Annotated in this window: 18 protein-coding genes and 1 riboswitch; of the genes, 9 read left to right on the forward strand and 9 right to left on the reverse strand. The window is 34.7% G+C overall.

Translation table 11 applies throughout. The annotated features are described in order from the left end of the window. Positions 1–100: 100 nt before the first annotated feature. Both NH286_RS03865 and NH286_RS03870 read right to left on the reverse strand, forming a co-directional pair. Positions 101–1,069: a 3-hydroxyacyl-CoA dehydrogenase gene (locus NH286_RS03865; RefSeq protein WP_265237022.1), complete on the reverse strand. Its 969-nt coding sequence runs from the start codon at positions 1,067–1,069 to the stop codon at positions 101–103. Positions 1,070–1,201: 132 nt separating this feature from the next. Further along, on the reverse strand, positions 1,202–3,466 hold the full coding sequence (locus NH286_RS03870) for a phospholipase D family protein (protein ID WP_265237024.1): 2,265 nt from the start codon (positions 3,464–3,466) through the stop codon (positions 1,202–1,204). Positions 3,467–3,574: 108 nt separating this feature from the next. On the opposite strand from NH286_RS03870, the gene NH286_RS03875 reads away from it, so the two are divergent. Further along, positions 3,575–5,059 (forward strand): hypothetical protein, encoded by a 1,485-nt coding sequence (locus NH286_RS03875; protein ID WP_106461385.1) that lies wholly within the window; start codon positions 3,575–3,577, stop codon positions 5,057–5,059. Between the two features lie 82 nt (positions 5,060–5,141). Here NH286_RS03875 and NH286_RS03880 read toward each other — a convergent pair whose 3' ends face one another. Continuing rightward, positions 5,142–6,014, reverse strand: coding sequence for a LysR family transcriptional regulator (locus NH286_RS03880; protein ID WP_265237027.1), 873 nt, complete (start codon positions 6,012–6,014; stop codon positions 5,142–5,144). Positions 6,015–6,119: 105 nt separating this feature from the next. Here NH286_RS03880 and NH286_RS03885 point away from each other — a divergent pair, with 105 nt between their 5' ends. The 5 genes from NH286_RS03885 (at position 6,120) to NH286_RS03905 (ending at position 13,970) form a co-directional block, all read left to right on the forward strand. Further along, positions 6,120–7,154: a YeiH family protein gene (locus NH286_RS03885; protein WP_265237029.1), complete on the forward strand. Its 1,035-nt coding sequence runs from the start codon at positions 6,120–6,122 to the stop codon at positions 7,152–7,154. Between the two features lie 118 nt (positions 7,155–7,272). Further along, a riboswitch (SAM riboswitch) is annotated at positions 7,273–7,384 on the forward strand. 30 nt (positions 7,385–7,414) lie between these two features. Further along, positions 7,415–7,738, forward strand: coding sequence for a hypothetical protein (locus tag NH286_RS03890; protein ID WP_265237032.1), 324 nt, complete (start codon positions 7,415–7,417; stop codon positions 7,736–7,738). Between the two features lie 345 nt (positions 7,739–8,083). Next, positions 8,084–9,682: a type I restriction-modification system subunit M gene (locus NH286_RS03895; protein ID WP_265237034.1), complete on the forward strand. Its 1,599-nt coding sequence runs from the start codon at positions 8,084–8,086 to the stop codon at positions 9,680–9,682. Further along, entirely contained in the window at positions 9,669–10,799 is a 1,131-nt protein-coding gene (locus tag NH286_RS03900; protein WP_265237036.1) for a restriction endonuclease subunit S, read from the forward strand. The genes NH286_RS03895 and NH286_RS03900 overlap by 14 nt, the downstream gene beginning before the upstream one ends. Positions 10,800–10,802: 3 nt before the next feature. Beyond that, positions 10,803–13,970, forward strand: coding sequence for a type I restriction endonuclease subunit R (locus NH286_RS03905; protein ID WP_265237038.1), 3,168 nt, complete (start codon positions 10,803–10,805; stop codon positions 13,968–13,970). Between the two features lie 111 nt (positions 13,971–14,081). Here NH286_RS03905 and NH286_RS03910 read toward each other — a convergent pair whose 3' ends face one another. The 4 genes from NH286_RS03910 to NH286_RS03925 form a co-directional block, all read right to left on the reverse strand. Beyond that, entirely contained in the window at positions 14,082–14,963 is an 882-nt protein-coding gene (locus NH286_RS03910) for a hypothetical protein (protein WP_265237041.1), read from the reverse strand. Then, on the reverse strand, positions 14,956–17,400 hold the full coding sequence (locus tag NH286_RS03915; protein ID WP_265237043.1) for a hypothetical protein: 2,445 nt from the start codon (positions 17,398–17,400) through the stop codon (positions 14,956–14,958). Before NH286_RS03915 ends, NH286_RS03910 begins: the two co-directional genes overlap by 8 nt. 593 nt (positions 17,401–17,993) lie before the next feature. Then, complete coding sequence (locus NH286_RS03920; RefSeq protein WP_265237045.1) at positions 17,994–18,434, reverse strand: S41 family peptidase; 441 nt, start codon at positions 18,432–18,434, stop codon at positions 17,994–17,996. A gap of 187 nt (positions 18,435–18,621) precedes the next feature. Then, a complete protein-coding gene (locus NH286_RS03925; RefSeq protein ID WP_265237047.1) occupies positions 18,622–19,326 on the reverse strand; it encodes a DUF4145 domain-containing protein in 705 nt (234 codons plus the stop codon). A gap of 239 nt (positions 19,327–19,565) precedes the next feature. Between NH286_RS03925 and NH286_RS03930 the strand changes: the two genes are divergently transcribed. From NH286_RS03930 to NH286_RS03940, 3 genes are all read left to right on the forward strand, one after another. Next, positions 19,566–20,345, forward strand: coding sequence for a helix-turn-helix domain-containing protein (locus NH286_RS03930; protein ID WP_265237049.1), 780 nt, complete (start codon positions 19,566–19,568; stop codon positions 20,343–20,345). A gap of 58 nt (positions 20,346–20,403) precedes the next feature. Next, on the forward strand, positions 20,404–21,465 hold the full coding sequence (locus tag NH286_RS03935) for a virulence RhuM family protein (protein WP_265237051.1): 1,062 nt from the start codon (positions 20,404–20,406) through the stop codon (positions 21,463–21,465). A gap of 160 nt (positions 21,466–21,625) precedes the next feature. Further along, positions 21,626–22,927, forward strand: a complete 1,302-nt coding sequence (locus NH286_RS03940; protein WP_265237053.1) for a hypothetical protein — start codon at positions 21,626–21,628, stop codon at positions 22,925–22,927. Between the two features lie 851 nt (positions 22,928–23,778). On the opposite strand, the gene NH286_RS03945 is transcribed toward NH286_RS03940, so the two are convergent. Beyond that, entirely contained in the window at positions 23,779–25,170 is a 1,392-nt protein-coding gene (locus NH286_RS03945) for a S41 family peptidase (protein WP_265237055.1), read from the reverse strand. Beyond that, complete coding sequence (locus NH286_RS03950) at positions 25,157–25,504, reverse strand: hypothetical protein (protein ID WP_106461376.1); 348 nt, start codon at positions 25,502–25,504, stop codon at positions 25,157–25,159. Before NH286_RS03950 ends, NH286_RS03945 begins: the two co-directional genes overlap by 14 nt. Between the last annotated feature and the right edge of the window lies 1 nt (position 25,505).

Genomic DNA, 25,505 nt, shown 5'->3' on the forward strand with positions numbered 1-25,505 from the left:
TGTTTTTTCTTTCCTTTTCATTGTAATCGATTCAGGGTCAAAGTTCTAGTTTTATATTTAGATTAAAAAACGAGGATAGAAATCCTCGCCTTTTAAGCTTTTATTTGATTTTTCTACCCTTTTCGTCATATTTGTAGAAGCCTTCGCCTGCTGCCACGCCAGTTTTACCTGCTTCTATCTTTTCCTCAAGCATTTTTACAATCTTGCCTGCCATTGTAGATGGGTCATCTGCCCCTTCCTTGTATTTTGCAAGGTTGTATGGTGTCATAAGGCCTATAATATCTAGGATTTCGAAAGGTCCTCTTGGGGCTCCTGCACCGACTTTCCAAGCCATGTCTACATCTTCAAAGCTCGCATATTCGCCTGCTACTAGCTCTTGGGCTGCACTTAATAGTGGTACTAGGAGGGAATTTAGAAGATAGCCTGGCCTTTCCTTTTTGATTACTACTGGAATCATGGTGATTTCTCCGGCATAGACTTCCACAGCTTCTCTTACCTTATCAGATGTTTCTGGTGTTACCATAATCTCTGCAAGGTTATTTCTCCAGATGTGGTTGGCAAAGTGGAAGTGAAGATAATTTTCAGGTCTGCCTGCATCATCCTTAAAGGTTGATGGGAGCATGGTTGATGAGTTGGATGCTAGGATTGTATCATCTCCCAAATAGTCCTTAATCTTTTTAAAGAAGTCGTGTTTTACATCTGCCACCTCAGCTATAGCCTCGATTACAAAGTCTGCCCCTTCCATGGCCTTTGCCAAGTCTGTTTCGTATTTGATTGATTCGTAGGCTTTTTTTACATCCTCTTTTAGCTTATCAATCTCTTCTGGGCTGATATTTTCAAAATCTTCTATCAAAGCCCTTGCATAATCTGGATTTTCCTTTCCAATTTGAGCCTTGGCATGGTCTAGCTCTGCCAGATAGGTCATATATAATTTTTCTATTTTTGGCTTAGCTCTACCGATTGATTCCTCGCTTCTTAGCCAAAAAGTAACATTTTTTCCTCTATAGGCTGATTGAAATCCGATTTGACTACCTAGGACTCCACCGCCTGCAATTACAATATTTTTCATCGTATCTCCTCTCTTTTCTCTTATAAAATTACCCCAGAATATTCCTTCTAAACACTTTTTGCCATAAAATAAATATCTATAAAAGCTTCTTGCTTTTAATTTTCATAATAATTTACAAGGCTCTTATAAAAGTCAAAGACGGAAGCTTTCCTGATTTCTAAATAACCTCTCAAAAAAGGACTTTTTCCTGGCAAATGGGTTTTCAACTTCAATCCAGGCCAAAAACTTAGCCGTATCAAGCTCTATATTTACAACTCCGTGCACGCTTCCCACACAGACTTCCTGAGGGAGGGCATCTGCATAAATTTGCCCTGTGGATGCCCCGTAGGTCCTGTAGGATTCGTTAAGTTGGCTGATATTGACAAAAAGATTGCCAGTTTCTTCATCGTAGACAAAAAGATCCCTAGAACCACGGTATAAATTCTTCCACTTTTCCTTATTAGCTTCTGTATCGTCGTTGTATTTCTTTTCTGGGAAATATCTAGGCAAGGGCAGGTCGGCCTCTTCGTAATATTCTTTTAAAATTTCCCTAGAATTGTATAAAAAGTCAAAATTATTGTCTTCATTATAGATGTCCCGCTTGTAGGCATCTTCACTTTCAAGCCTTAGGGCCATCCTATAGCAAAAATCCAAAAAGAGAGTGTTGTCAATGCTTTCGTAAATATTTTTATAAAGACTAGCCGATTCTTTTGATTTTTTGAGAACCCTATCAATTATCAAGTAATAAGACCTCCTCCTAGCCTCTTTAGGAAGGGCATAGGACTTTGTATTAGTAGTTCCAATCATAATCGGATAGGGGTTATTGTTCCTAATACATAGGTTAGAAGTTGTAACAATAAATTCCCTACCGTATTTTTCATTGGTAAAAAACTCATTGTCAATCTCATCAATTAGGATTGGATTGACATTTTCCCCGCTAATCCATCCTTGCAAAGTATTAATTCTATCTACTTTTTGGCCATTTTTCTTAATTCCTAAGAGGTCCTTCCACTGATAAAAGCCACCCTCATTAATTCCAGTAAGCTTAGACATTATCGCAAGCAGAGAAGATTTACCAGAACCAGCTTCCCCTCCAATAAAAATAAATTGGGGAATATCCAGCCTATTTTCAACGATTTCTATTTGATCTCTAAGCTCATAAATAAAAGGAGCAGTAAATATACAAAGAATACTTTCAAAAATCCTCTTTCCATAATCATCAGTATAAGAATTGGCATAAGATTCAAAGCCCTTCATATAATCATTTAAATATTTTAAGGACCTAGCAAGGTCCTCTGGGCTTGCCTTCTTGCCAAAGGATATAAATTTTTTGGAATTAATACTAGACCTTACAAGTAGTCCTGTTTTATCCTTTTTAGAATTTCTCAAATCCCTTTTGCTATAAAGCTCAACCCTTTCAATATCAGACCTTACCTCAGCTTCCTTAACACTAATCTTTTCCACCCTCTTTCTGACTTTTTTTCTAATATCCTCCTTAGAATAAAGAGTAGGTTTCTTCGTTCTCTTATTAATCAATTCCTTGCTAATTTCAAAAGCCTCTTGCTCTGCCTCGGCCTCTCTTTTTTCAGCCTTCTTTTTCATAGACCTATCACTTTCAATATCATCAAGCTCGCCAATGACAGAATCTTTACAAATACCTATGGCAATCTTATCTTTCACATCCTCGATTATATCAAGTACAGCTTTTTGTTTGATATTTGCAAGGTCTTCGTTAGAAATGATAAAGACCTCATCAGACGTAATCTCATCAATTGAAGAAATATTTTTAAAATTCCTTGCATTAATCTTTTTAATCTCTTTTGGAATATAATCAGTCAAAACCTTAGACAGACTTTCTCTATAATAAGCCATATAGGAATCAAAATAAGAAGAATCATCAAGGATAAGGATATTTTCAAATTGCATAGAATCCTTATCAAAGGCCCTATTAGAAAGATTAGCAGAACCAAGAATAAGCCTCTTATCGCCCTTATCATTCCACAAAAGATAAAATTTCGAATGGATTATATAACTTGGAGAAATCCAAACTTTAAGCGCACCCCTATTCAGATTAAACTTAGATCTAATATCCAAATCATCAAAAAATTTGATAGGATCACCCTGAATTTGCTTAAGGATATTTTCTTTCAGATGCTTGGCAAGTCTATTAATAGAATCCTTGATATAGTCATTATCAATGCCAATAACCAGCTCAGAAGACGTAAAATCTTTTAAATATTTATTAACAAAACCAGGAGAAATCGAATAAGTAACACCAATAAAATAATCAAATTTTTCCTTATCGAAAATATCCTCTATAGCAAAGTCCGCCTCCTTTCCATCCTTTAAAATATGTATAGTGTTAATTCTGTAATCATTGCTAAAATCATCTAAAAAGCTCAAATTCTTAGAATCCATGGTCCCTCCTTTTCACAACTTATATCTTAGTAAATAGATACCCCAATAAAAGTTTTTAAACAAAGTCGCAATATGATATAATAGAATAAAATAAACTAAGGAGCCACCATGAAAAAGAAAATATTTGGTATACTTGCCCTAGCCTTTATCCTGTCATCATGCAGTATGGTGAAAAATGACATAGATTTTCTCCTAAGACAAGGTAAAATCCGTGCAGGCAAGGCCAGCGAAGACTACGCCAAGGACATCCTAGGCGATGACTACTTTGATTATGAAAATGAAGATGAAGATATGCTCGAAGATGAAGACTTGGATGAAATTGATAATGACGAAGACATCCTAGAAAAGGATGAAAATGGCAATGCTACTATAAAAGATGGCCAAGATACTATCAAAAAGAACAACCAGTTCGACCTTTTTGCAGACCTTCAGGGTAAAATCCTCTACGATTGCCTGGTAGACAGCGGTGAAAAAATATATTTCCGCAAGGATGGCAATTTTGATGGTTCATGCTACTATGGCGATGGTCAAAATATGTCCTATGCCCTCTTTAAGGGCCAATTTGCTAACCCTAAAAAAATCGACGATAACACATACACGGTAAGGCTAACAAAATTCTCCTACCAAACCCCAAAATCAGGCAGCTTTGAAGAAAATGGCGTCACAACCAAATATGTGGATGCACACAACTTTAACCAAGGCATGCTAGGAGAAGAATTCACCTTCCATTTGCCAGCTTCAAAGATTACAGACCTAGAAAATAAAGGCTACACAGTAGATTTATACTACAAACCAGACTATCCAGATGGCAAGGCAGGAGCCTACATGCTATCCAAAAAGCACCACAAAGAATACACCGACATCAAAGACCTAGTATTCATGAAAGAATATCCAGATGTAAAAAAAGGAAACATAGACGAAAATAACTCAAACGTCTTTGAACTAGGCAAGCAATTCCCGAAAATAAGCAACGAAGAGCCAACAAGCCAGGCCAATGCCCCAAAGAAAACACAAGGCATAAACGACAAAACAGAAGTATTCTTCAGCCACTCTGACCAAATATGCATGTCAGAAATGATTCTAGAAAATTACAAAGAAGAGAAAAAACAAGCCATAGGCGGGGTCAAAGACCTAGAAGGAAGCCTAAAATTCCTAGACACCGGCTCACATGTCCTATACAACCTCGAGCAATCAAAAAACTTCAAAGATATGTTCGAAAATAAAACCCTATCAGACATAGATCTAGATAGCAAAGACAAACAGCCTATCATCAAGGTCTTAGGCAACATAAGAGACAAAAAAGAAATAAAACCAAAATCTGACACAGACATCAAAATCACAACCTACACCCTCCTAGCCTCCAAAAGAACAGGAGAGAAAATCCTAATCAGCCTAGACTTCTGCGGAGACATAGACACAGCCACCTTCATCCAAGAAGATGGAAGTGAACTAGTCAAAACCTGGGCCATCCCAATGGGAGTCTACAAAATAAAAGACAAAGACCTAGGAGAAGTCACAGTCTACAAATTCGCCGCCGGCGAAGGCACCCAACAAGCAGCCTATGAGATATACGGGGATACTTACGGGTTCTAAATTTATGCACTAAAAGAGGGAGCTTATTTAAGCTTCCCTTTTTTAATACTAATTACTCAAAACAAGAACACACATCTTTTTCTTACAATTTTTCAGCTATTTCTAAATACAAATCCAAAAATATGGAGTTCTTGCTGGCCACAATGGACATATCATGGGTCAGATTAAAATCCTCTAGATCTACAATCCTAAGCTCCTTTTCCCTTAATTCCTTTTCAACACAAGACTCAAACAAGAAGCTAATACCGCAGTCTGCCTTAAGAAGCTCAACAATAGCGTGCATATTATTAATCTCAATAATATTTGCAAAATCCTTTGTATCTATATTATCCATATAGAGGAAATTTTTGAGAATGGCAAGAGTACCAGACCCCTCTTCTCTTATAATAATCCTCTCATCTAGCAAATCAGTCAGCTTTGTGATAGGTCTTTGAAAAACATGGTCCCTGTGGCAAATACACTGGACCCTATCGCTCTTATATTTTTTGACAAAATAATCCTTGCCATCCAAAAACCCCTCAATAATTGCAAAATCAATCTTCCCACTATCAATATCCCTCAAAATCTCATCGGTATTTTCATAATAAATATGAAAATCACAAGCCGCCTTCTCCTTAATCAAGGCAATTAGTTTATCAAGGACTATATACTCACCAACCGACCTCGTAAAACCAAGAGAAATCTTCTCCCCCTGGGATTTTTTCTTGCCAAGAAGCTTCCTTAGCCTATGCTCATCATTTGACATAGAAAGGAGCGCCGCCCTTAAAATCTTACCCTGGTCAGTCAAAGATAAACTTTTCTTATTCCTAGAAAAAAGCTTACAATTATAATAATTTTCCAAATATTTAATATGCTGAGATATGGCAGGCTGGGTAATATTCAGACTCTCCGCCGCCTTAGTAAAATTAAGATACTCACACACCGCCAAGAAACTTTCAATTCTAAAATCCAACATAAAATCCTCCCTAATAATCATAACAAAAATTTATAATATAGTAAATAATTATAATTTTACATTATGATAATCCCCTGCTATAATAAAAAAACGGAAGGAGAAAACATGACAAAATCAATAGAAAAAAATATAAGGGGAATCATACTCTGCCTCATAATAGCAAGTATATCTCAATTCATAGGCAAAAAAGTGCCCCTAGTAGGACCAGCAGTATTTGCAATACTCATAGGCATGGTCCTCGGTCAAATAATCAAAAACAAAACACCCTACATGGACGGAGTAAGATTCACCTCCAAAAAAATCCTACAATACGCCGTAATCCTCCTAGGATTCGGACTAGATTTAGGCCTAGTATTAAAAACAGGAAGAGAATCACTACCAATCATCCTATCAACCATATCAAGCTCACTATTAGTAGCATTCATAGCCAGCAAAACAGGCCTCATCAAAGACCACATAGCAACACTAGTTGGAGTAGGTTCATCAATTTGTGGAGGATCCGCCATAGCAGCCGCCGCACCAGTAATAGATGCAGACGAAGATGAAATCGCCCAAGCCATATCAGTAATATTCTTTTTCAACATCCTAGCCGCTCTTCTTTTCCCAAGCCTAGGACAGCTAATCGGCTTTAGCCATGCCAACGGTCACGCCTTTGGAATATTTGCTGGATCAGCAGTAAACGACACATCATCAGTCACAGCCACAGCATCCACATGGGACACAATATTCAACCTAGGAAGTCAAACCCTAGATGAAGCAGTCACCGTCAAGCTAACCAGGACCCTCGCCATAATCCCAATATGCCTAGGCCTAGCCTTCATAAGAATGAAAAAAACAGACACAGATGATAGCAAAAAAATATCCATCAAACAAATATTTCCATTTTTCATAATATATTTCATAATAGCAAGCCTAATCACAACCATAGCCCTCGCCAAGGGAGTAGACATAGGATACTTCAAACCCTTCAAAGACCTATCCAAATTTTTCATAGTAATGGCAATGTCAGCCATAGGCTTCAACAGCGACATAGTAAAACTAGTAAAATCAGGCTCCAAACCCCTAGCCCTAGGAGGAACATGCTTCATAATCATCACATCAATAACCCTAATAGGAGAAAAACTCATCGGGCTGTTATAGAAAAAATATAGAAAGAAAAGCAAAACACCCACTCATATAAAAAATTGAGTAGGTGTTTTTGATTGTAGATTTGACAAAGAAATAATTTGAATATAAATAAACAAATAATATAATGAAACTACCATAAAGAGAAGGTTAGAGACAAGCTCGACGATCCTTCAGCAACCTGGTCATGACTAAGGTGCTAAAGCTTGAATGATGGGGCAGACTGCATCCATCGTCGATGGGTGTTTTTTTCTTCTCAAAAAAAGGAGGAAATTATGGAAAATAGAACAGTAAAAATAAGTTTCTTAGTAGCAGATGACGACCTAAAAAATGGAGACGCTAAATTAGTAGAATTCTTAGAAAAAGAAGGCTTCAGCCATCATAAACACACAGGCTATAGCCCTTATTGCCCACGGATCTTTATAGACCTAAACCAAAAACTCTACGGAAGAAGCAAGGTAGGAGTAGGCTTTGGAACCATAATAGGAAACCACGCCATCAGAGAAGAAGAATTCTACACCATCTACAAAATATACAAACAATACGAAGGCAAAGAACTCTTCACCTTCAAAAAAGAAAGATTTGACTATAATGATTAAAAAAAGTCCTAATTAATAAATTAAATAAAACCATCAAAAAAGCCAGGAGATGTATAAAATACTCTCCTGGCTTTTCTGTGGTGGGCAACCATCTTGTTGCCCCGGCATGTTTATATTTTATTTTTGTTTTTTAGTATTTCAAGTTTGGGGGGGGGATGTTCGCCCTATAAAAATTTAAGTTCATTTTATTAAGTTTAATTATCTTGTTAATTATCTTTCATTTAAATTCTAAAAATGATACAATAATAGTAATAATATGATTGCTTATTTAGTATTTTAACCTATAAAATGCTCTACTTATAATGAGTATTTATTTAGTATATAAAAAATTAGATTGGGGAAATTATGACTCTAAAAGTTAGCAAAAATACCAAAAAAGAAGAATTATCTTTAGAAACAGTTTTATTGAATTGTAGAGTAGCTCTTAGGGGCTATGGTAGTAGTGAAAAAAATAGGGATGCTGTAATTGGCCTTGTTTTTCTTAAGTTTGCTGGGGAAAAGTTTGAAGCTAGAAGAAAGGAAATCTTAGCTGAACAACCTGATATCCCTTTACTTATGGAGATGCCTGCTTCATATAATGCCAAAAACGTTTATTACCTTAAAGAAAATGCTAGATGGGACTATATTGTCAAAAATGCCGCATCAAATGATATAGCAGTAATCCTTGATACAGCCATGAAAGATATCGAAGAAGACAACGAATCCCTAAGAGGCGCCTTGCCACAAAACCTCTATGCTACTTTGGGTGCAAGTTCTAGCAAACTTAAAAGTCTAATTGATGAAATCAACAAGATAAACAAAGATAGATTTCACGAAGATGACCTAATCGGCAGGGTCTATGAATACTTTCTTCAAATCTATGCTGCATCAGGCACCAAGGAAGATGGAGAATTTTATACACCAGCTAGTGTTGTAAAGCTAATAGCTGAGTTAATCGAACCTTACGATGGCGTGGTATATGATCCTTGTTGTGGTTCAGGGGGAATGTTTGTCCAAAGTATGAAATTTATCGATAGGCACCAAGGAAACAGACAAAAAGTATCCATCATCGGCCAGGAGTCAGTACCTGATACACGGAAACTTTGCAAGATGAACCTATCTATAAGAGGTATAGCCCATGACCTAGGAGATAGAAACGCATCTACCTTCCAAAATGACCTATTTAAAAATAGGAAGGTTGACTATATCATGGCTAACCCACCCTTCAACCTCAAAAATTGGCGAGATGAAGACGAGCTCTTAGATGACCCTAGATTTGATGGTTATCCTATGCCACCAGTAGCCAATGCCAACTACGCATGGATTCTTCACATGATATCAAAACTAGACGAGACTGATGGTATAGCTGGATTCCTCCTTGCCAACGGTGCCCTAAACGCAGGCGGTGATGAAGGGAAAATCCGAAAAGAAATCCTCGAAAAAGACCTAGTTGAAGCCATCATAGTCCTACCAAGGGATATGTTTTATACAACAGACATCTCTGTCACCCTTTGGATAATAAATAAAAATAAAAAATCTAAGCTTGCTGACAACAGGACCTTAAGAGACAGGCAAAATCAAGTCTTATTTATGGACCTAAGGACCTGGAATAAAAATATAGAAACCATCAACTTAGACAAGGGCAAGAAAAAAAGAAAAGTCGCCTTCACAGACCATGACATAAAAAAGGTCAGAGAAATCTATCAAGCTTGGCAAAGTGAAGATGCATACTACACAGATATAGCAGAACTTTGCAAATCTGTCACCCTTGATGATATAAGGAAAGAAGACTACTCCCTTACCCCAAGCAAGTATATAGACTTTATAGACCACGACCTAGACATAGACTATGAGAAAGAAATGGCAAGAATCCAAGAGGAAATGCAAGAAGTACTCAAAAAAGAAAAAGAATCTCAAAAAATGCTAGAAGAAGCCTTCAGGGGGATAGGTTATGACCTTGACTAGATACAAACTTGGTGACCTAATAGAAAAATATGATAAAAAATGTGGAGAACCAAATTTAACCGTTCATGATGTATCAGGTATTAATAGGGATAAAGAATTTTTTGAACCAAGTAGACAAGTAGGAAAAAATACAAGCAATTATAAAAATGTACCTATTGGATTTTTTGCTACTAATCTAATGCACGTTGGTAGAGATGTTGTATTACCAGTAGCTTACAATCATTCTTCTAAAAATAAGATTGTGAGTCCAGCTTATACAGTTTTTAAAGTTAAGGATAATGTTGGTTTAATTGATCAATTTTTATTCATATATTTTAATTCAAAAGAAAGAGATAGATATTTCTGGTTTTCAACAGATGCATCTATAAGGGATGGATTGTCATGGGAGGATTTTTGTGACATCAAAATCGACCTCCCTCCCCTTGATATCCAAAAGAAATGTGTCGCCATCTACAAGGCCATGTTAGAAAACCAAGCAGCCTACGAAAAAGGCTTAGAAGATTTGAAATTAGCTTGTGATGCTAGCATGGATAAATTAAAAGAAAATTATAAACTAATCAGAATAAACGAAGTCCTAAAAATAGTAGATATCAGAAATAAGAATTTGGATATAAAAGAAATCAGTGGACTAAATATAGAAAAAAGATTTATAAAATCAAATTCAAATATTAATGAAAACGGATTGAAAAATTACAAAATAGTTAAGCAAGATGAACTTGTATTTAGTGGTATGCAAACCGGAAGAGATAAGTGTATAAGAATCGCTCTTAATACTACTAATAATAATTTGATTGTTTCACCTGCCTACAATGTTTTTAGTATTAATAAAAATATAATAAATCCTAAATACTTGATGTTATGGTTTTCTAGAGCCGAAGTAGATAGGTATGGATGGTTTATAAGTGATTCTAGTATTAGGTCTAACTTAGACTTAGATAGATTTTATGAAATAGAAATTCCAATACCACCAATTGAAGTACAAAATTCCATTGCCGACATCTACAAAGTTTACACAGAGCGCAAGGAAATAAACGAGAAACTCAAAGAAAGACTCAAGAATATCTGCCCTATCCTTATCAAGGGAGCTGTTGAGGAGGCAAAGCGAAAGGAGGCTTAAGGAATGGAAGATAAGGTTATGAATAAAAAGTTTACCGAAGCCCAGCTTGAAGAAGCTATAATTGAGCTTTTTATAGACCAAGGCTATGATTATGTGAATGGAGAAGAAATTCACAGAAAATATACAGATATACTTTTAGAAGATGATCTTAAATCATTTTTAGAAAGAAGGTATAGCAAAGATAATATTACCAGCCTTGAAATCCAAATGATTATTAACAAGCTTAAATTTATCCCGTCCTTTCCTCTTTATGAGGGAAATAAAGAAGCTTTTTCTCTTATAAATAATGGTTTTGACCTCCAAAGAGAGGATAAATCCAAGCTTGCCCTCCACATTTCCTATATAGATTTTGAAAATCCATATAATAATATTTTTAAGGTGGTAAACCAGTATGAAGTTATAGATAAAAAGCAAAGAAGGCCTGATGTTTTACTCTTTATCAATGGTATACCAATAGCCATCTTTGAGTTTAAGACTGCTATTGAAGAAGATACAACAATCTATGATGCCTGGGAGCAAATCCATAAGAGATACAGAAGGGATATAGCAGCTCTTTTGAAATATAATTTCTTATCTGTGATTTGTGATGGGGTTAATACTAGGCTTGCCAGCATCTTTACCCCTTATCCGTTCTACTATGCATGGAATAAAGTCAATGCTCACGAAGAAGCAAAGGACGGTATCTCTTCCCTTAATACAATGATAAAGGGTGCTTTTTCTAAGGAAAGAATTCTTGCAATCTTAAGAGATTTTATCTTTTATCCTGATGATAGCAAAGAAGAAAAAGTAATAGTTTGTAGGTATCCACAGTTTTTCGCAGCGACTCAAGTTTTTGATAATATTAAAAAAGAGATGAAGCCAAATGGTTCAGGCAAGGGCGGCACTTATTTTGGGGCAACAGGTTCTGGTAAGACCTATGCTATGTTATATCTTTGCCGCTTACTTATGAATAGAAATCAAGATATTTTATCTAACCCAACTATTTTAATTATTACAGACAGAGAAGATTTGGATACCCAATCTTCAGAACTTTTTGTAACTGCCAAAAATTTCTTCCATGACGATAATGTTAGGAGTATAGAATCTAGAAAAGACCTTAAAAATACCTTAGACAACAGACCTTCAGGTGGTATATATCTAACAACTATCCAAAAATTTAGTGAAGATATAGGGCTTTTGTCCCAAAGAGAAAATATTATTTGTATTTCTGATGAGGCACACAGGACCCAAACAGGTGTAGGTTCAAAACTTATAAAGAATGAAAAGGGCGTCTTTACCAGATATGGATTTGCTAAATATTTACGAGATTCCTTTCCTAATGCGACTTATGTAGGCTTTACTGGTACTCCTATCGATGAAACAATAGCTGTATTTGGTCCAGTTGTAGATGCCTATACTATGAAGGAAGCTACAGATGATGGGATTACCGAACAGATATCCTATGAACCAAGACTTGCTAGAGTTGTTCTTTCTGATGAGAAAACCAAGGAAATTGAAAAATATTACGACCAATGTCTAGAAGAAGGCTCTAACGAAGAACAGGTTGAAGCTAGCAAAAAGGCTATGTCTCAAATGTCTATCATCCTTGGTGATCCAGACAGACTTAAGATGATGGCCGCTGATATAGTAGACCATTACGAAAATTTAGTAAATGAAAAACCAAAAGTTGTCCAAAAGGCTATGATTGTTTGTTCCTCAAGAGAAATTGCCTTTAGACTACTTAAAGAGATTACAAAGTTAAGACCAGAATGGGCCGAAGCTAAAAAAGCTGATGATGAAAGTCTCCTTGATAAAAGCGAGCTTGATAAGCTTGTCAGTCTTCCAAATATAAACTTAGTTGCTACTAGGGGCGCCAACGACGATGAAGACTTGTACGAAGCTTGTGGCACAAAAGAATACCGCAAGATGCTAGATAGGCAATTTAAAAACAATAATTCCAACTTCAAGATAGCTGTAGTGGTAGATATGTGGATTACGGGATTTGATGTGCCTTCACTTGCTGTAATGTATATAGATAAGCCACTTCAAAAGCATACCCTAATCCAAACTATTTCTAGAGTTAATAGAGTCTTTGAAGGCAAAGACATGGGTCTCGTTGTCGATTATATAGGAATCAAGAAAAGCATGCTAGAGGCCTTAAAACAATATGGCAATGCAGGTGGAAATCCTATAGATGACATCGATGCAAGTATGAGAATTTTTAAAAACTATATGGATTTAATTAATAATTTATTTGTTGGTTTTAACATGAATGCCTACCTCTATGGCAAACCACTCGAAAGGCTGATGTGCCTTAACGAAGCAGCTGAATTCATCCAAAAAAGTAAGGATAAACTAAGTAATTTCATGGGATTTTCAAAGAGGCTTAAGGCTGCCTATAACATTGTATTTCCATCCGGTTTATTGACTGATGAAGAAATAAGTCTTGCTCAATTTTATTTGGCAGTGAGATCTATTATCTTTAAACAAACCAAGGGTCATGCTCCAGATGCTGAAACTATGAATATGATAGTAGAAAAAATGGTCGCAGATGCTATCCAGTGCACTGGGGTCGAAAACATAATTGATGCCGATAAGTCTTTGGATTTATTTGGAGATGAGGCTTTAGAAGAACTTGAAAAAGTTGAACTCCCAATAACTAAATATAATGCTCTTGTATTATTATTGGAAAAAACTATCAAAGAATATGGCCTAACCAATAAAATCAAAGCTATAGAATTTTCTGAAAGACTAAAGAAAGTAGTTGAAGAATATAACGATAGAGATAATCTAGCATTTGTAAATGAAGTTACAGAAGATTTTGTAAATGATCTTTCAGAAGAGCTAATAAAAATAATGAAGGACTTGGAAAAGGACAAGAAATCCTTTGAAGATATGGGCATATCTTATGAAGAAAAGGCCTTTTATGATATCTTAGTAAATATAAGAGATAAGCATAATTTCCCATATGAAGATGAAAAATGCATCATCCTAGCCCAAAAAATAAGAGAATTAGTAGACGATAAAGCCCAGTACACAGACTGGTCAAACAGAGCAGATATAAAAGCCCAACTAAACTACGACATAGTAATTCTCCTAAGTAAAAACGGCTATCCACCTCAATGGAATGAAGAAGTGTTCGAAAAGGTGATGGAACAGACTGAAAATTATAAAAAATATACAAGTGTATAAGATAGAATGTGCACTGATAAGAAAACCTGGCATTTAAGCTAGTATCCTTCAAGGATTACGAGACTGTGCCAGGTTTTTGTTTGATATTAAATTTTGATTATAGATTCATCCCTAAACAATTTTACTAAGCTCTGATTTTGTAATTTCTCCAGTTTGAAACTTACCCCGAGTATCCTCATAATTTAAATTATCTATTGATGCTTCTATTTTAAAATCCTTATTGTCTATATATTTATCTACCAATGCTTTATTAATTTTTTCAAGCACATAATTAAGCATTTTAATTTTAAATAATTTCATCTGTATTTGATTATACAATATATAGCTGTCAGAAAGTCCTTCCATTCTTAAACTCCAACCTAAGCCTTTTACTAATTTAAGAGTTGTATTTGTATTTTTCTCTAGATGTACATTAAAATCATATGTTGGTTCATTTTTAATTAATTCCCAAGATATAGATGTTAGATCATTTTCGCCAATTTTTTTTGCTATCTTTTTAAAAAAATTTCTTTTATAACCCATTTCCTTTAAATCAAATGTAATAAAAGTACCTTCGCTTATATTTATTTCATGTATCCCATCATCAAACGGCATATAATAAAATTTTTCTTTCTGGAGCACCCCTTTTACTTCATCCATTTTTAAAGCATTAACTACCTTATTAACATTCCCTTCCTCATCAATTTTTTCTATATATTCTGGTTTTATAAATATATATGACTTACCATGAACAGCCATACTATAAAGGACTCTGTCGATGATCTGTCCTAATTTATAAGAAAAATTATAAGTATCTTGATTTATAAATAATTCCAAAATTTCTTTATCATTTGGTATAATTTGAAAGAAATCTATTCTGTTATTCGAATCTTTGCTTAATGAATACGAGTAACCAGTAAATAAATCAGTTAAAAATCTACTTGAATAAATATTTTTAATCGGAGTTCCGTACAACTTTTTAATTTTTCTTTTTATACTTCTCATATTATTCATTAATGTAAGACTCCCATGAATATTTAGAATGGAATTTTTCTTTTTCAGAAAGCAATGGATTTACACAAATAACCCAAAACACTTCAGAAGGATCACTTGAAAAACCTATACTCAAAAAATTAGGGCAGAATGCTTTTATTAATTTGCTATCAGTTTTTATTCTAGACCCAAACTTTACATATTCAGTTTCTATGACATTAGCTTCCAGTATTGCATTTTGAACACTAAGATTCCAGCTTGTTTTTAAAATTCCTCTATTTCCGATACTAAATATAAATTTTTCTCTCTGTGATGCAAATTCAATCATCTGGGAAGCTAAGGATTTCGCTTTTTCTTCGCTTTTTTCTATATTAAATATTATTTTTGAGGCCCCCTTTACAATGCCGCTCCACTGTTTATCTTTAAAAAATTCTCCCCACAATATTCCAAGTCCACCTATTTGTGCCCATTCAACAATAGGAGATGTGAACGCATAAAACGCATGTTCTATTCTATATAAATCTTTATTTTTGATAAAATCAGATCTTATATATTCCTGATATAAAAGTATCATCCTAGTAAGATTATTATAAGTCTTTTCAAATTGTTCTATATCATTATTGATAATAGATTCAACTGTATTCTCTGCTATGTGATTATAACTCTCACCTAAAAAGTCTGGATATTCTTCCCTCCTGTCCCAATTTTTTATCGCAAAATAACTTGAGCATTTAACAAGTTTATCAGGTATTTCCTTTTTATAATATAAGAATTTTTCTTTCACCAATTCTAATCTACTATCATCCCACTTATCTTCATTATCCTTATGATATTTTTTTAAACTTTTCTCAATGTCACTAGAGCATATATAAAAATATGATAACTTTGATTCATATTCATAGAATCTTGTAAATAAAATACAAGCTTCATAATACATTTGATTGTCTACAAAAAATTCTCCCAATGAATATGCATGATCAATACTTTCCCTAACTACATCAAATAGTGAATTTACATAAATAAATTCTTCATTAGTTATAAATTGTTTCATTAACCAGTCTGGGGTAAGTCGATGTCCTTCAACTTGTACCTCTGTTAATATTTTTTTATAAATTTCTATGTTCTCTCGTCCTCTAATTGCACTTATAGAATCGTATGCTTTTCCAGTATCAATGCCTTTTATTACTGACTTAAATACTTCATCAATATTAAAATTTTTAAAATACTTGCTCGATTCTACTATTATATCTAGATATAATAAAGAAATTAGTTCAACTAATCCTGCGAATATTAAGTTATCATCTGAATTAATGTTATTTACCGAATTTTGGATTGTTGTCTTTAACCAATCTATTTCTTTTATATAATAATTAGCTTCTCTATTTGCAATTGCAGATTTACAAACTGACCTTAAGGTATCAAAATAATTATACAATGTGCCAAAGTCATTCTTCTTTATCAAATAATTAATACAATTATGATTTATAGACATTAACTCATCTTCAAGCCAATAATTATCTGGTTTTTCTTTACGTCTTAGTGCAGTCTTTGAGCTTAATGCCGTTAATGCTTCTTCATAATTTATAAAATGCCACTGTTGATATACTCCTTTTCTTTTAAACCAAAATGAATCTTTAATAAGCTCATTTTTTATTAACCAGTACTGTTCCATTAGTGCTAGATTAGAACACATAAATTCAAGCACAGAGGAACTGTTCACTAATTCAGGATTACATCCATATTTTTGAATAGATTTTAACAATTCAATTTTATCTGAAGTAATCTTCATAAAGTGATTCTGATAATTAGCATCAGAAATATATATTTCTTGTTTAAGTTGTTTAGAAACCACCCTATTTAGAATGACATAAGCATCATCTGCAACTCTAAATACATCCGATAATTGATAGATCCTATTTCCCGTTATACCTAAAGAAATTACAACAAGTATTGCCCAAACTATTAACAAACTCCCTGGTAATAAGCCAACTTTGTATCCTAGTAACAATCTAGACAGGATTATTGTTCCATAAATAATAAAATTAGTGATGAAGTTTAAACCTCTAACCGTTAACCCATCATATTGAAAAGCAATCGCGATTTTCTTAGGGGCACTAGCATATCTTGTAGAGTATATATTGGAAATATTAGAAGAATACAATCCTAAAATTACTCCAGCAACACCCAACTGTCCTATTATGACATTAATCAATATTTCACTACTAATATTCTTTGTAATACCATGTTTATAAAGAATGCTATCACCAAATTCTAAAATCCCAAATAATACTATTGCCTTAATAATTCTATAGACAAACTTTTCTAAAAGAAATTTAAGAAATGAACTATATTCTTTTGATGAATGTCTCCTAGTACTAACTTTATAAATCGTCTTTTTAATTATAAAAATCAGATTAAGTATCCTCTTTCGTATATTCCAGTATAATCTTGTTTTCAAATTTTACCGCCTATTTCAAATTATATATCAATTCTTTTGTACAACGTTATTATATAGTCTATTAAATTTCTATCATTCTTGACTTCATCTAATTTATTTTATAGCTTAAACCATTTATACTAGTATAGCTATTGTAATTATAACACAAAAGGATTGATTTGGGTAATAGCTGGGCTTGTAGGATTTCTTCGGCATGGTTGATCCTTGCTTTGTGAAATCCCCCTCTGCCTGCGGCATAGTTCGACGGCAGTTTACGGGCTCACTCTTATCCGTTCCAGATAAGAGTTCACCTCGAAAAGCCTCGATTAAGGGCTTCCATCAGTTCGCTTCGCTCACTGTGGCCAGACCCATTAGGGACGTCGCATGGAGATTCTTCGGTCATTCTGGTCACTGATTTTTGGGATTCCTCGCTTTGGTCTAAATGACATTTGTGATAAAGCGTAATCTTACATTTTTAAGCAGGCGGAATTTTTCCCCAAGCAAAAAAGCCCCATTCCTGGAGCTTTAGTTTTTTACCATATTTTCAATTATTTCTATAGACTTCCTATAGGAGGCGGATTCTATGTCGGGGTGGTTGGATTTTCTTCGTTGATTTAGCCTGTTGGGCCGTAGCCTAGGGTGTTGGTGTAGGTAAAAACTAGGCCTGAGTTTAGGAAAACTAAGTTTATTACTCCGAGGGTGATCCCGTCACCTCCGGTTTTAATTCCAACAATAGTTGCAAATTCAGTATTTTTGACAAAGTATGCAAAACCTTCTGCTGCAGAAAATACATCTTCGTCGACTAGGAGGAAGATTTTTCCCTCATAGCCATTGTCCCTTTTGGATTCGTCTGGATTTATAGTGATTGTATCCTTGATATAAAAGGCAAAGTCCTTCAAATCTTCGGCATGGTCAAGCCTTATCCCTGTAATATCAACATTTGACAGATTTTCCATGTTTAGAGTATCATCCTGGAGCAAAAGCCTAGTTTTTGGCGAATCCTTGAAAAACATGTAATTTACAACTTGTTTTGGGTTTTTGGATAATTTTGGCATGAGAAATCTCTGCCATTATTCCATATTTCCCCTAAGCTTATCTTCTGCAGCAAAAATTTCCTTTTCAAAACCAAGATTGGCTCCAGTAACATTATCCATTATGTGCTCCTATTTTTATTATCTTCTACTTATTATATCATAAAGTATTTTTCATACTTATAGCTTAATAATCATTTTAAAATAATATTTACTTTTCACTTCGTAATTTTTCTTTAGAATCTTTTATACTAACTATATCTTTAAATAATTTTTCTCTCTCGTACACATCTATATACCAAGACTTAATAAGTACCTCTATAAGTAATATTAATTTTTCAGCTTCCCAAGGCTCTATATCTATAATAAGGCTTGTATCCTTTTGCATATGAGCTCCAATATTTCCTATTTTACGCAAGGCATCTATGGCATTCCAAGTTTTGGTATCTACTTTATCACTTATAGCATCAATTTCCTTATATAAATTTTTCTCATTTATATCCCACCTATCTCTGATCATACTTTGTAGGCATCTTCTTGATAGGGTAGCTGAAGCCTTTGGGCTTAATTCTAATATATCATAGGCTTCAGTATAATCTTTCAATATATGGCTTGGTATGTAATTTGGATATTGTTTGGCTTGAGATGCTGGGAATATTCTTCGTCTGAATCCTTCAAGAAATTGTGAACCTGCTCCTATTATATCTATGGTTACTTTTTTGCAAGCTGGGCATTTATTAAATTGTATAATTAATTCAGATGTATCTAAATATAGATTTCCAATCTTATCTTCTGAATTTTTCTTGCTATAATATTTCCAATTATAAGAACCAAACTCAGGATAGGTTTCATAAAAAGTATCTTCAGTCAAAGGAAATATCTTCTTACAAAATGGACACTCTAAGTAATCGTTCATTTATTATCCTTTCTAAAATAATCAAAGGTCTAACTAACATTTTTTTATTTATTATCTCAATTATTATTATATCATATAGGCTCCGAATTCTTAATATTTTATAATAATACAAGGTAGGAATTTATAAGTAATAAAACTAAGTATAAATCTAGAAATTTTTTAAAATCTGATTGACTTTATTTTAAAATAGTGGCATAATGTATATAAGTGGCAAGTCATATTTAGAATGGAGGAATATCATGAATTCAATAGAAAATAATAACAACATGTCTAAGCTAATAAAAAACAGAAGAGAAGAATTGGGCTTAACTATTGAACAAGCTGCAAAAAAAGCTAATGTCGGTACTAGAACATGGAGTAGATATGAGTCTGGTAATCCAATTAGACAGGATAAAATTAAGGGTATATTAGTAGCTTTAAGGTGGTCAAAATTTCCTAATGATGAAGAAACAGATGTCGAAAATTATCTAGATAAGTATAGGACTCATGATGCATGGTCAGAAACGATAAACGACTTATACGGTAAATACGCAGCTATAGCATTTTGCATAGGTTCTGATATCTTATCAGATGATATAATGATGGATCTAGAAGAATTATCAAGCTTGCCTAAAGGTTCACACATTGGCCAATTAAATGCTTCTAGCCTTCAGCTATCCTTACCAGAAGAATTCCTAATGGAGTATGATTATAATTTCTTAATAAAATTAAAAAGAGCTTTAAATCAATTAATAATAAAAGCTGTGAAGGGTGATGACTTTATAGCTCATAAGCCTATTGAAGAGATAATATTAAAATCAATCATTGACGAGGCAGAGTTATTAATGCAAGAAATGTTAATCAATCTTAATAAAGATGACTTTGAAGATTTCCAGTATTGGGATGAGTGGATATACGATATGTTTGGAGATAATGATGTTGAAATATTTTTATATTCAGATATGTCATTCCTTATAGCTGATGATTATAAGTTTGATAATTGGTTTGAAGATAGGTTTTATGTAAATGATGATGAATAATGTTTTTTATATTATTTTAAGATTAGGATAAAATAAAAAATAAATACCTGGAGGTATTATGAGCGGAGAATTAAATAAAGATGAAAAGCAAATTAGATCTTCTGCTGCTGAATATTTGACCTATATAGCTGCCACAGGAAATGATGAAGATGCTATTGAAATAAGATATGAAGATGAAAATATTTGGCTGACTCAAAAGATGATGGCTACTCTCTACAATGTGAGTGTTTCTACTATAAATGAACATTTAAAAAATATATTTGAAGACAAGGAACTGCAAGAAAAAGCAACTATTAGGAATTTCCTAATAGTTCAAAAAGAAGGTAATAGGAACGTTTCAAGAGAAACAAAGCATTATAATTTACAGGCAATTATTGCCGTAGGATTTAAAGTTAACGATGAACGTGCGGTTCAATTTAGAAAATGGGCTAACCAAATAATAAAAGATTATACTATTAAAGGATGGGCCATTGATGATGAAAGGCTCAAGAATTCTGGGACTAGACTAACTGAAGACTACTTCGATAAGTTATTAGCAAAGATACGTGAAATCAGACTATCCGAAAGAAGATTTTACCAAAAAATCACCGATATTTATGCTACTTCTTTAGATTATGATCCATCTGCCAAGGCTACAAGAAGATTTTTTGCAGCTGTTCAAAATAAATTACACTATGCTATCCATGGAAAAACCGCGGCTGAATTAATATATGATAGAGCCAATCATAAGAAGGATAATATGGGACTTACAAACTGGGATGGCTCTCCTGACTCTAAAATCCACAAGTATGATGTATCTGTTGCCAAAAATTACTTAAGTGAAAAAGAACTAGGCCAGATGCAAAGAATTGTATCAGCTTATTTGGATATGGCAGAAATGCAAGCAGAAAGACATATTCCAATGACTATGGAAGATTGGGAAAAAAGACTCAATGGATTTCTAATGATTTGGGATTCGAAAGTATTGCAAGATGCCGGAAAGGTGAGTGCTATACTTGCTAGAAAACATGCTGAAAGCGAGTTTGAAAAATATAGAATAATTCAAGATAAATTATATAAGAGCGATTTCGATAAGTTCTTGGAGCTAGAAAATAAAGCGGATGATGTAAAAGATAAATAATAGTTTAAAAATATAATGATGCAGGCTCAAGGGTCTGCTCTTTTTATACTTCTTTACAAAAGGTCCAATTTTCCACAAATCCTCCCCGTTTTAAGGCTTTTCTTGTTGATTTTTCCCTATATTTCTATATAATATATCTATATGAGTAAAGGAAGATATTATGAGAATTAATTTTAAGAAAACTCTAGCGACTTTTATGGCTTTGGGGCTCTTTGTGGGGCTTTGTGGCCAATCTTTTGCTAGTGATGATGATAAAGTGGCTAATTCATTATTTCAAATTCTTGCAAGTGATGTGGTTAGCGATGATGAAGATACTGAACTTACGGTGGATTTTGCTAAGGATCCTCTCTATATTGAGGAGTTTGATGCTAGGTTTGCCCTTCTTTCTAAGATTGAAGAGGCTAGAAATATCCCAAGCCTTGATTTAACTGATTATGTCAAGCTTGTAAATACCAAATCCGCTGATAAGGAGGCTCTTGCGGCTGGGCTTGATTCTTTAACCAAGCTTATGGATGCTAGTGGAGAGAAGGTCGCAGTGGACCTTGATATTGCAGCTATCAAGGCTAGGGTCAATGATTATATCATTAAGGGCGAGCTTTTCTATGCTGATAAGCTAGATAAGACCGACCTTAACACCCTTCATGCCTATTATGAAGCAGCTATAAATTCGCTTTATTACAAGAATACATCTGGCGAAGCAAGAAAATCCTATGATGATATTTTTAAGGAAGTCTATGAATATTTGACCTCTGCCAATGAGAAGATTAAAAATGGCGAGGCTTTAAGTGAAGCTGATAAGGCAAGTATAGAGGACTTATACAAAAAGCTTGACCAAGTAGTTAAAACAAATACCGCCAAGCCTCTCAAACACGAGTCTACATCTCTTAGAAACCCTAGCTACCTATCTAGCGGCAATGAGATGAAGGTGGGCGAAGATAAGATTAACGAGAATTCCGCCTTCTACAAGTCTAGCAATCCTAAGATTAAGGAGGCTTACGAAAAATTATCAGCTGATCAAAGAAAAGAGCTTGATAATATGAACACTGACAACAACGACTATATCAGTGAAGATGAACTCAAGAATGACGGAAGATTTACCCTACCTCTAGATGATAATAACTTTATCAAGCAATTCCTAGAAAGCGAGGTCAAATCCTCTGACTCAAGCCAAACAACTAGTACAGATCAAACAAGCTCCACACCTGCAACCACCACAGTCACAGACAATAGCCAGACTGCTAGCACCGCCCAAAACCCAATCAGCGGCACACCAGAAACAGTGACCATAGGCGGAGCAGAAGACAAGTCATCAGATGCAGATGACAAAAAAGACGCCCCAACCAATACCTCATCCACATCCTACGTAAAAACAGGTATAAAAAGCATCGCTTATGTCGGCATAATCTTAGTAGTGGCTATAGGAGCCTTTGCAATCCTAAATAAAAATAAAGACAAGAAATAAAACCAAAGCCCGACAACCTAAACTCGGGCTTTTTGCATGGGTGATTTTTCTAAGACCTATAGAAATTTGTTAAAATAAAGAATGTAGACATTTACAATTTAAAATACATCCCAAAAGATAAAATTATTAGCTAAATATTATTATATAAAGAGCTTCCAATATTGTATTCATTATATAAAGTCCACCAGTAAACACCAATTGATAATGATAATTAGTATTTTGTCATTTGAATAGAGGAAAGAAATAAAACCAAAGCCTGCGGCTTTTGCTTGGAGAAATTTGTAGATATATTATCCAAATTTTTAACAAAACCCTTAGACCAATCATTATAAACTATGGTAAATCCTATATATTCGATCTACTATATAAAGAATTTCCAATATAGTATTCATTATATAAAGTCCACTAGTAGACACCCATTGATAATGATAATTAGTATTGTGAGTTCTCCTGTTTTTAAGTTTTTAATAATATAGCTTCACTTTTGTTATGGTTAGGGCTTATAAGATTAGTGATTCTAATAGGCTTCTCCACAAGGTCGAAGCAAGGGTAACTGGGAGATTTACATGAGGACGATGTAGATACAGGTTGCTTGATATACAGGTCCCAGGAGGTCCTCTTTGAGCCGGACAGGCTTGCACTCATATTTGCTCGAAATGGGTGCTTTGATAATGGGTTTGGTTTTCTTATTGGTAGGGCTTTTTAGCATAGCAGGACTAATAGGCTTCTCGACTTCAGTTCCCTCGACTTCGCTCGGGATAAACTCCGCAAGGGGAGTAGGGAAATTTAGGTGAAAACAATGTAAATTCAGGGCCCTCAATATAGATAAAAAAGAGACCCTTTTGGGTCTCTTAATTTTGTATTTGGCTTTCTATGCTTTGTAGGGATTGTCTATAGGTACCTGTTTCTATGTCTGGGGTGGTTGGGTTTTCTTCGTTGATGGTGCCATCTGGAGCGTAGCCTAGGGTGTTGGTGTAGGTGTAGACTAGACCTGAATTTGGGAGGACTGAGTTTATTACTCCAAGTGTTATCCCGTCGCCTCCTGTTTGGCTGCCTACTATGGTGGCTAGCTCTGTGTGCTTGATGAAGGATGCGAAGCCTTCGGCTGCTGAGAAGACGTCTTTGTCGACTAGGAGGAAGATTTTGCCTTCGTAGCCGTTGTCTTTTTTGCTTTCGTCTGGGTTTATAGCTACGATGTCTTTGATGTAGTAGGCGAAGTCTTTTAAATCTTCTGCATGGTCTAGTTTTATGCCTGTGATGTCGACGTTTAAGAGTTTTTCGACATTTATGGTGTCATCTGATAAGAGAAGTCTGGTCTTGGCTGAGTCTTTGAAGAACATGTGGTTTGTGACTTGTTTTGGCTCTGTGACTAGCTTTGGCAAGAGGAAGTTTTTCCAATATTCCATGTTGCCGCCTACATTGTCTCTTATGTCTATGACTAGGCCCTTGTACATGTGTTTGTTTCTTAAGAATTCGTCTAGGATTTCCTCATCCTTTTCGATAGACTTATCATCTAGCATCTGGCTTACTTTGAGGATGGCTAGGTCACCTTCGCTGGTTAGGCTGAGGTTAGCAGCTGTTTTGGCATCGCCTGATTTTTTCCTTCTTATTTTGCCTGAGTTGGCCCTGGATTGAAAGCCTTCTAGGTCATACCTGTTTCTGACTGCTTGCCTATTTAGGTTGATAAATTCATAGTAGATCGATGGTTGGTTCCAATTTTGTGAATAATAGCTGAGGGTGGTCTGTACATAGGCCCTGTCGGCGATTTTGGCGTGGTAATTATGAAGCTCTCCCATGATGTCTGTTATGGCATCGATGAAGTCTTGGTCGTTTTCGCAGGCCTTTATCCTTGCTAAGTAGATATCGTGATTGGCTAGAAAGTCTATATCATATTTCCTATCTAGGACACCAAAGAAAGGATAATTTTCCTTTAATTCTGCAAATAGGTATTCGAAGTCTTCGACCATTTCGGCCTTGGTGAGTTTTTTGGGCTCTTGTGGGGCTGGGAGTTTGAGCTTGGCTGGACCTTTTAGGGCTTTGAACCACTTTAGGTATTTTTCTTCGCTAAATTCTGCGATTTTGTCTGGATAGAAGCTTTCTGTTAAAGGGCCTATATTTTCTTGCATGTCTCTTTCCACCCTTGATTTTTCAAGGCTTGCCAGTCTTCTTTTGACGCAAGATGTGGATGATAGGCCTATTAATATTAAGAGAGCTAGAAAGATTAGCTTTTTACTTTTTCTCATCTAGGCCTCCTCTTATGACCCAGTCTCTCTTGTAGATGTCAAAGAGGATGGCTATATTTCCCAGTGGGTTGACTAGGGAATAGATTATTAGAAGAAGACCTAAAAAGGCAAGTCTTCCTTGCTCGGATTTTTTGATTGCAGCTGGGCTCTTGCTTGTGGATAAGCTGACAAGTCCATAAATCGCCGCTAAGACTCCAAATATTTTCTCAAAGATTTCCATATAATATATTCCAAAGCCAAATATGCCTAAACCGGCTAGGACCCAGATTAGGCTTGAAATTTTGTTTAGTTTATTATATTTTTTTAATGACGAATTTTTCTTTCTTCTTTTCATA

Origin of the sequence: Anaerococcus sp. NML200574, from assembly GCF_026131665.1 — a bacterium.
Classification (GTDB): Bacteria; Bacillota; Clostridia; order Tissierellales; family Peptoniphilaceae; genus Anaerococcus; species Anaerococcus kampingae.

Coding starts and splice junctions, on each gene's coding strand:
- NH286_RS03865 (WP_265237022.1), bottom strand. CDS start 1,069: ATGAAAAATATTGTAATTGCAGGCGGTGGAGTCCTAGGTAGTCAAATC.
- NH286_RS03870 (WP_265237024.1), bottom strand. CDS start 3,466: ATGGATTCTAAGAATTTGAGCTTTTTAGATGATTTTAGCAATGATTAC.
- NH286_RS03875 (WP_106461385.1), top strand. CDS start 3,575: ATGAAAAAGAAAATATTTGGTATACTTGCCCTAGCCTTTATCCTGTCA.
- NH286_RS03880 (WP_265237027.1), bottom strand. CDS start 6,014: ATGTTGGATTTTAGAATTGAAAGTTTCTTGGCGGTGTGTGAGTATCTT.
- NH286_RS03885 (WP_265237029.1), top strand. CDS start 6,120: ATGACAAAATCAATAGAAAAAAATATAAGGGGAATCATACTCTGCCTC.
- NH286_RS03890 (WP_265237032.1), top strand. CDS start 7,415: ATGGAAAATAGAACAGTAAAAATAAGTTTCTTAGTAGCAGATGACGAC.
- NH286_RS03895 (WP_265237034.1), top strand. CDS start 8,084: ATGACTCTAAAAGTTAGCAAAAATACCAAAAAAGAAGAATTATCTTTA.
- NH286_RS03900 (WP_265237036.1), top strand. CDS start 9,669: ATGACCTTGACTAGATACAAACTTGGTGACCTAATAGAAAAATATGAT.
- NH286_RS03905 (WP_265237038.1), top strand. CDS start 10,803: ATGGAAGATAAGGTTATGAATAAAAAGTTTACCGAAGCCCAGCTTGAA.
- NH286_RS03910 (WP_265237041.1), bottom strand. CDS start 14,963: ATGAATAATATGAGAAGTATAAAAAGAAAAATTAAAAAGTTGTACGGA.
- NH286_RS03920 (WP_265237045.1), bottom strand. CDS start 18,434: ATGCCAAAATTATCCAAAAACCCAAAACAAGTTGTAAATTACATGTTT.
- NH286_RS03925 (WP_265237047.1), bottom strand. CDS start 19,326: ATGAACGATTACTTAGAGTGTCCATTTTGTAAGAAGATATTTCCTTTG.
- NH286_RS03930 (WP_265237049.1), top strand. CDS start 19,566: ATGAATTCAATAGAAAATAATAACAACATGTCTAAGCTAATAAAAAAC.
- NH286_RS03935 (WP_265237051.1), top strand. CDS start 20,404: ATGAGCGGAGAATTAAATAAAGATGAAAAGCAAATTAGATCTTCTGCT.
- NH286_RS03940 (WP_265237053.1), top strand. CDS start 21,626: ATGAGAATTAATTTTAAGAAAACTCTAGCGACTTTTATGGCTTTGGGG.
- NH286_RS03945 (WP_265237055.1), bottom strand. CDS start 25,170: ATGAGAAAAAGTAAAAAGCTAATCTTTCTAGCTCTCTTAATATTAATA.
- NH286_RS03950 (WP_106461376.1), bottom strand. CDS start 25,504: ATGAAAAGAAGAAAGAAAAATTCGTCATTAAAAAAATATAATAAACTA.